2 protein-coding genes are annotated in these 1,498 nt (G+C 67.6%); one reads left to right on the top strand and one right to left on the bottom strand.

The features are described from left to right. The first annotated feature begins 174 nt into the window (after positions 1 to 174). Complete coding sequence (locus AC5LSR_RS22965) at positions 175 to 537, top strand: hypothetical protein (protein ID WP_250285944.1); 363 nt, start codon at positions 175 to 177, stop codon at positions 535 to 537. Positions 538 to 815: 278 nt separating this feature from the next. Here the strand turns inward: AC5LSR_RS22965 and AC5LSR_RS22970 are convergent. Further along, positions 816 to 1,498: four-helix bundle copper-binding protein (locus AC5LSR_RS22970; RefSeq protein WP_493469004.1), on the bottom strand; the 683-nt coding region annotated here is incomplete at its 5' end.

Below are 1,498 nucleotides of genomic sequence, written 5' to 3' on the forward strand. Positions count from 1 at the left end.
ATTCACCACAGCGCATCAACACCGCCAGTACCACCAGCGGCGCCCGCACCGCCGACAGCGCCCGCACGGCCAGCAGCGCCGACAGCGCCGACAGCGCCCGATATCCCGGCCGACGGCGTCCCGGCCGGTGCGCCCGGTGGTGCCGCCCGCCCGGATCCGGGCAGCATCATCCGGTTGGACGCGGGCGCCGGTGTCCCGTCGGACACCCGGCCAGCCGGCAACCCGGACGAAGCCGAGAAGCCGGGCGACGACAGATCCGGCGCGGGGCGCGACGAGCCCGTCCCGATATCCACGACGGCGGCGTCCACATCACTTCCTGTTACGCTGACCGCACTGGACGCGGCCGGGAAACGCGATGCCATTGTCCGCGCGCTCGAACAGACCGGAGGTGCCGCCGCCGATGCCGTCGCGTTACTGGCCACGCAGGGAGTGAAAGTCAGCAGAAGCTGGGTCTATCAGGTCCGGAAAGACATCCGTCACCGGGACGGCGTCGACACCGCACCGCCCGCCCTGGTGGCCGCCGCGAAATCCGGCTGACCGAATATCCCGGCCAGTATTCCGGCCGGCACCGACGGTAATGTCGAACAACGGCGACAACAGCCGGCGCCGGCCGCGAAGCACGAACGGCCACGGACCACGAACAACGCCGGACGAGAACGGCCCCAGGGGGCGTTCGTGGATTTTCCGTGGTTTTCCGTCGGGCCCGGGCGGCCCGGGCGGCACTCCCGCGAGCACCCCGTGACGTCCCGGACCCGACGACGACACGTCCCCGCCACCGCCGGCCAGGCGGGAGCGGCGGACGTCAGAGCCGAGGCTCAGACCGTGGCACCGGCCATCATCTGGCAGGATGCGGCGCATGCGCGGCACGCTTCCGCCAGCTTCATCATCTGGGCGTCACCGGGCATCTTCATGGCCATTTCGGCGCACATCGTACATATGCGCGCACAGATGCCACACATTTCCCGGTACATCGACGACATGCGGCACATCATGTCCGCGCAGACCTTCGTGACGGCCGCGCAGTCCATCAGGATACGCATGCTCGCCGCGTCCATCATCGTCCCCGGCATGTCCATGCAGTAGGCAATCGTCTCCTCACACGTGGTCGAGCAGGACATGCAGTTGTCGATCGCCTTGCGCATTTCATTACTGATCTTCTCGGCGTGCTGCACGATGACCCTCCTGACGGTCGCGCGGCGTGAACCGCCGCCCCCGATGATCACTGCGAACCGCTCACGTCGAATGTTCCGCTGTTCCGTGAGGGGTTCGGACCAACGATAAGCCCCGTATGACGAACGCGCACCGGCAACCGCGAAGAGCAATGCCCCCGCGGGCAAATTCTCCGGTGATTCACGCGCCGAAAAGAGCGGCGGAATCTGCGCGTTCGCGAGTATTAGCGGGTTTTGTTCGGTTGCTTTTCCGTGCTGGTGCGCCGCCGGACACACCGTGGTGACACGCCGGCAACAGCACATCGGCCCGCCGCCGGCAGGGAATCCGG

This window comes from Protofrankia sp. CiP1_Cm_nod4 (assembly GCF_982290645.1).